This is a genomic window from Methylobacterium sp. WL19, from assembly GCF_008040005.1.
Taxonomy (GTDB): Bacteria; Pseudomonadota; Alphaproteobacteria; order Rhizobiales; family Beijerinckiaceae; genus Methylobacterium; species Methylobacterium bullatum.
Window position 1 is genome coordinate 1 of record NZ_VRVC01000211.1, and the last position, 5,050, is coordinate 5,050.

Sequence of the window (5,050 nt, forward strand, 5' to 3'; positions counted from 1 at the left end):
GCACCAGTCCCCCGCCGGAGGAAGCCCGGCGCGACACGCCCGCCGTCAGGATCGCGCCGGCGCGGCGCTTGGCGGCCACCACCGACGGGTTCCGGATGGAAGGCGAGGAGGCGACGCTGCGCTTTCCCGTCTATCTGACGGAAGCTCAGACGCGGGGCCGCCCGCGCCTGCGCATCTCCTACCTTTCGGCCATCTCGGTGGCGCCGGAAGCCTCGGAACTGACCGTGAGCGTCAACGGCGCCGTGGTCGGCCGCACCAGCATCCAGGCGCCGGGCGCGGTGAAGGTGGTGGAGTTCGAGATACCCGAGGGAAGCCTCAAGCTCGGCTACAATTCCGTCTCCCTGCAGGCGAGCCAGCGCCACCGGGTCGATTGCTCGCTCAACGCAACATACGAGCTCTGGACGCAGATCGACCCGTCGCGCTCAGGCCTCGTGATCGCGCCGGTCGCCGCCGCCAGCCTCGAACTCAAGGATCTCCCCGCCCTCGAACCCGACGACAGCGGTGCCCTGCCGGTCCGGGTGGTGGCGAACGACAAGCCGAACCTGCCCCGGCTCGAACGCATGATCCACGCCGTGGAAGCGGTGGGCCTCATCGGCCGCATCGCTCGCCCCGTGGTCGAGTTCGGCCCGCCCATGACGGGTCGGGCCGGCCTCAACCTCATCGTCGGGACGGCGGCGGAACTGCGGGAGATGCCCGATCTCGAATCGATCGGCGCCACCGGCGGGCCGAGGCTGGTGGTCCTGCCGCCGCGCCCGGACCGGGCGCCGACCCTGGTCGTCAGCGGCACCAGCTACGCCGAGATCGAAGAGGCCATCGCGTCCCTGGCGCGGGGAGGCGAGGTCTACGGCACCCCGGCCGGCCTGAAGGCCGCGTCCCTGGCGCGCGGCTCCGTCATGGAGGGGGACGAGACGGTCTCGCTGCAGAGCCTCGGCGTCTCGACCCGCGAATTCTCGGGGCGGCTCCTGCGCACCGCCTTCGATGTCTACCTGCCGGCCGACTTCCTGCCCGCCGACTACGGCAAGGTCATGCTGAACCTGGCGGGCGCCTACGCGTCCGGCCTGACCTCGGAAGCCCGCATCCTCGTGGATCTCAACGGCAGCAATGCCGCCAGCGTGCCCCTGGCCCAGACCCGCGGCGAGGTCTTCGAGAACAACACGATCCCGCTGCCCCTCGCCCGGTGGCGTCCGGGCCTCAACCGGGTCGCGATCATGGCCCAGGTTCCCACCCCGGCGGACGAGACCTGCGGCCTCAACGCCACGGATTCGAAGCGGGAGCGGTTCCTGATCCTCGACCGCGCCAGCCTGTCGATCCCCACCCTTGCACGCGCGGCCAGGATCCCGGACCTCGCCGCGACGACGAGCGGAGCCCTCGCCTTCGTCAAGTCGGAGCGCCGGCCGCGGCTCGTCCTGCCGACCCTCGACAAGGATACGGTGGCCGCCGCCGCGACCCTCGCCGCCAGATTGGCGGGGGCCGCCGGGCGGATGATCGATTTCGAACTCGCCGGCGACCTGCAGGGCGGCTCGTCCGGTCCGACCCTGGTCGTCGGCCCGGTGCGCTCCCTGTCACCCGCGACCCTGTCGGGGCTGGGCCTCGACCCGGACCAGATCAAGTCGATCTGGCAGGCGCGGGCGGAAACGGCGCGGGCTCCCGGTCAGTCGGGCTCGGTGCCGGCGCCGACCCTGGACCGGCTTCGCCGCAACCTGCCGCCGCGCTGCAGCCTTCCCGAACTGATCCTGCGCCCGGCGCCGGTATCGACCCCTCCCGTGGCCTCGGCCGGAGAGACGCGGCGTGCGCCCCAGGCCAGGCTGTCGGACGGGGATCTCGTGACCAAATGGGACGAGACTCTGCGCGCGCGCCATCCCCTCCTCGAGGCGGCGGACGGCGTCGTCGAGCGGGCGGGGGCCTTGGTCAATTCCCTCGTCGGCGATCCCCGCGCGTTGTTCAGCGCGGCACCGTCGACGCCCGCCACCGTCACCGTCCCCCCCGGCGCCAGCCTGCTCATGGCCCAGGGCTTTCCCTCGAAGGCGGCGGTGCAGAGCGGCTTCGACGGGTCGGTCACCGTGGTCACCGCCCCCAACGCCCTGCTGCTCAAGGCCTCGACGGCCTGCCTCGTGGATCCCGAGGTCTGGTCGCGGATCGACGGGCGCTTCGCGTTCCTCGATGCGTCCGACGGCTCCCTCGAGACGGTGGGAGCCCGGAACGTGGACCTCATCGAGACGAAGACCCGCTCCCTCTCCAACATCCGCCTCGTCACCGCCGGGTGGCTGTCGATGAACCCGGCGATCTACGTGGCCCTTACCCTCGGTCTCGCCCTGCTCCTCGGCCTGACGACGACATCGCTGGTGCGCAATATCGGCCGGAAGAACGGATGACCCGCACCATGCGTCCCCTCCCAGGCCTGGCGCTCTGCGCCGCGCTGGCCGTCGTGAGTTCCTGGATCGGTCCCGCGAGGGCGCAGGACGGCGCCTCGCCGGTCCCGCCCGCCACCGCGATCCCCGGCGCCCCCAGCGCGAAAGGCGATGCCATGCCCGGAGCCGCCAAGGCGACGGTTCTCGTCGACTCGCTCAAGAACCCCGATCTCTGGCGCTCCTACCGGTCCCGCTTCGTCACCGAGGCGGGCCGCGTCGTGGACACCGCCAACGGCCTGATCAGCCACAGCGAAGGGCAGGGCTACGGCATGCTCCTCGCCGTGGCCGCCAATGACCGGGTCACCTTCGAACGGCTGTGGGGATGGACCCGCGCCAACCTGATGGTCCGCTCCGACGAGCTGATGGCCTGGCGCTGGGAGCCCGGCAAACGGCCGGCCGTGGCCGATCTCAACAATGCCTCCGACGGCGATGTCCTCGTCGCCTGGGCCCTCACGGAGGCGGCCGAAGCCTGGGACGAGCCCTCGTACCGGGTGGCCGCGCGGCGCATGGCCGTGGAGGTCGCGCGCAAGACCATCCTGTTCAAGGACAAGAACGGGGCGCTGCTGCTGCCGGCGGTCTCCGGCTTCTCCGCCGCTGAGCGCGCGGACGGCCCGCTGATCAACCTCTCCTACTGGGTGTTCCCGGCCTTCGCCCGTCTCCCCATCGTGGCCCCCGAATTCGACTGGGCGGCCCTGACCGCCAGCGGCCTCAACCTGATCCGCCGCTCCCGCTTCGGCACGGCGAAGCTGCCGACCGAATGGATCTCCCTGAAGGGCGACGAGCCGCGTCCGGCGGACGGCTTCCCGCCGCTGTTTTCCTACAACGCCATCCGTATCCCGCTCTACATGGTCTGGGCGGGGGTCGGGCGCCCCAGCGATTACGAACCCTTCGTCGCCCTCTGGTCGGGTCCCGACCGCGAACGTCTGCCCATCGTCGATACCGCCGACGGCCGGACGGTCGAGTCCTTGAGCGAGAGCGGCTACACTGCCCTGTCGGCGCTGCTCCTGTGCGACAGGAAGGGCACGCCGCTGCCCGACGGGTTCGGACGGCCGCAGGGGAACGAGAACTATTACCCGACGACGCTGCACCTCCTGTCGATGGTGGCGCTGCAGATGAGGAATCTGTCATGTCCGGCACGGTGATCCGCGTGAGGGAAAGGCCGGTCACCGCTTCCTCGACGGCGCGCGCGCGCCGGCTTGCGTTGCTATGCGGCGCCTCCCTCGCCGGTCTCTTCCTCGTCACCCCGGCGGCGGCGCAGACCGAGAACCCGGACGAGGCGGCGCGCGCGCCCGCGATCATCGCCGCGCCCGGCAGTTCCGGCGCCGCCGGCATGGTCGACGAGAGCGCCCTGCGCTATTATGCGTCGCAGAAGCAGACGGCACGGATGAAGGCCGAGGCCGCCCGGCTGAAGCAGCTCTATCCCGGCTGGGTCGAGCCCACCGACCTCGACACCCTTCAGCCGAGCCCGCCGGAAGAGGCCCCGCTCTGGGACCTGTTCACCGCCGGGCGTTTCGACGACCTCGACGCGGCGATCGCGGCAAGGCGCGCGGCGGACCCGAACTGGCGCCCGTCCGACGAGCTGTCGCGCAAGCTCCTGCGCGCCAGCTTTCGCAGCCGCCTGAAGGCCCTGACCTCCGCGCGCAAGACGGCGGACATCGTGGCCCTCTACCGGGCCGACCCCTCCGCCCTCGATCCCAGCGACGTGGAGAGTTACTGGACGACCGCCGAGGCCCTGGCCTCCGAGGGGGGCACCGCCGAGGCTCTGGCTCTCTACAAGTCCGTGCTCGACACCAGCAACGACACCGGCGTGCGGTTGGCCACGATCCAGAAGGCGATGGCCACCCTGCCGATGACCATGGCGGAGAAGCTCATCGCCATGGGGCGCGGCGATGCCGAGGGAGGTTCCGAGTTCAAGGCGATCGCCAACGACATCACCCGCGCCCGCATCGTCGCCGATCTCCACGGTGCACCGGCACAGGAGCCGAGCCCGGCGGACATGGCCGCGTTCCAGGCCTATGCCCGCGCCTCCGGCGATTCGAGCCAGACCGGGCTGCTCGGCTGGTACACCTACAACCACCGCCAGTTCCGGGCGGCCCTCGACTGGTTCAAGCTCGCCATCAGCCGTGGCGGCGATGCCATGATCGCCCACGGCCTCGCTCATACCCTGCGCGAACTCGGGATGCTGCGGGAGGCCGAGGAGGTCGCCTATGCCTGGCGGGACAAATATGTCGGCAACAGCATCCTGTTCATCGACCTCATGGGCCGCAAGCTCACACAGGCCAATCCGAGCTTCATCGATCTCGACCGGATCAACCGCTACGCCAAGGTGACCCTGGCCACGGCGTCGGGGGAGGGGGCCGAGGCGCTGGGCTGGTACGCCTACAATTCCTGCCAGTTCGAGGCTGCGCTCGAGTGGTTCCAGCACGCGGTGGCCTGGCTTCCGAGCGAATCCGCCGTGACCGGCTATGCCCTGTCGCTGCAGCGCCTCAAGCGCAAGCAGGACTACCTCACGATCGTCAACCGCTATGACGGCCTGTTCCCCAAGGTGGTGGACCTCCTGTTCCGCGAGGGACCGGCCGGACCGCCCCTGGCCTGCGCGGCCACGGCGGACGCATCCCCGCCCCAGGGCGGGCGCCCGGCAC

At 70.9% G+C, this 5,050-nt stretch carries 3 protein-coding genes; all 3 read left to right on the forward strand.

What is annotated here, in order from left to right; all coding sequences use genetic code 11:
- Positions 1-2,372 (forward strand): cellulose biosynthesis cyclic di-GMP-binding regulatory protein BcsB (locus FV220_RS24020; protein ID WP_147833476.1); only part of this gene is annotated, 2,372 nt, incomplete at its 5' end.
- Positions 2,369-3,550: a glycosyl hydrolase family 8 gene (locus tag FV220_RS24025; RefSeq protein WP_147833477.1), complete on the forward strand. Its 1,182-nt coding sequence runs from the start codon at positions 2,369-2,371 to the stop codon at positions 3,548-3,550. The genes FV220_RS24020 and FV220_RS24025, both read left to right, overlap by 4 nt.
- On the forward strand, positions 3,535-5,050 hold a 1,516-nt coding region (locus FV220_RS24030; protein ID WP_147833478.1), incomplete at its 3' end, for a hypothetical protein. The genes FV220_RS24025 and FV220_RS24030, both read left to right, overlap by 16 nt.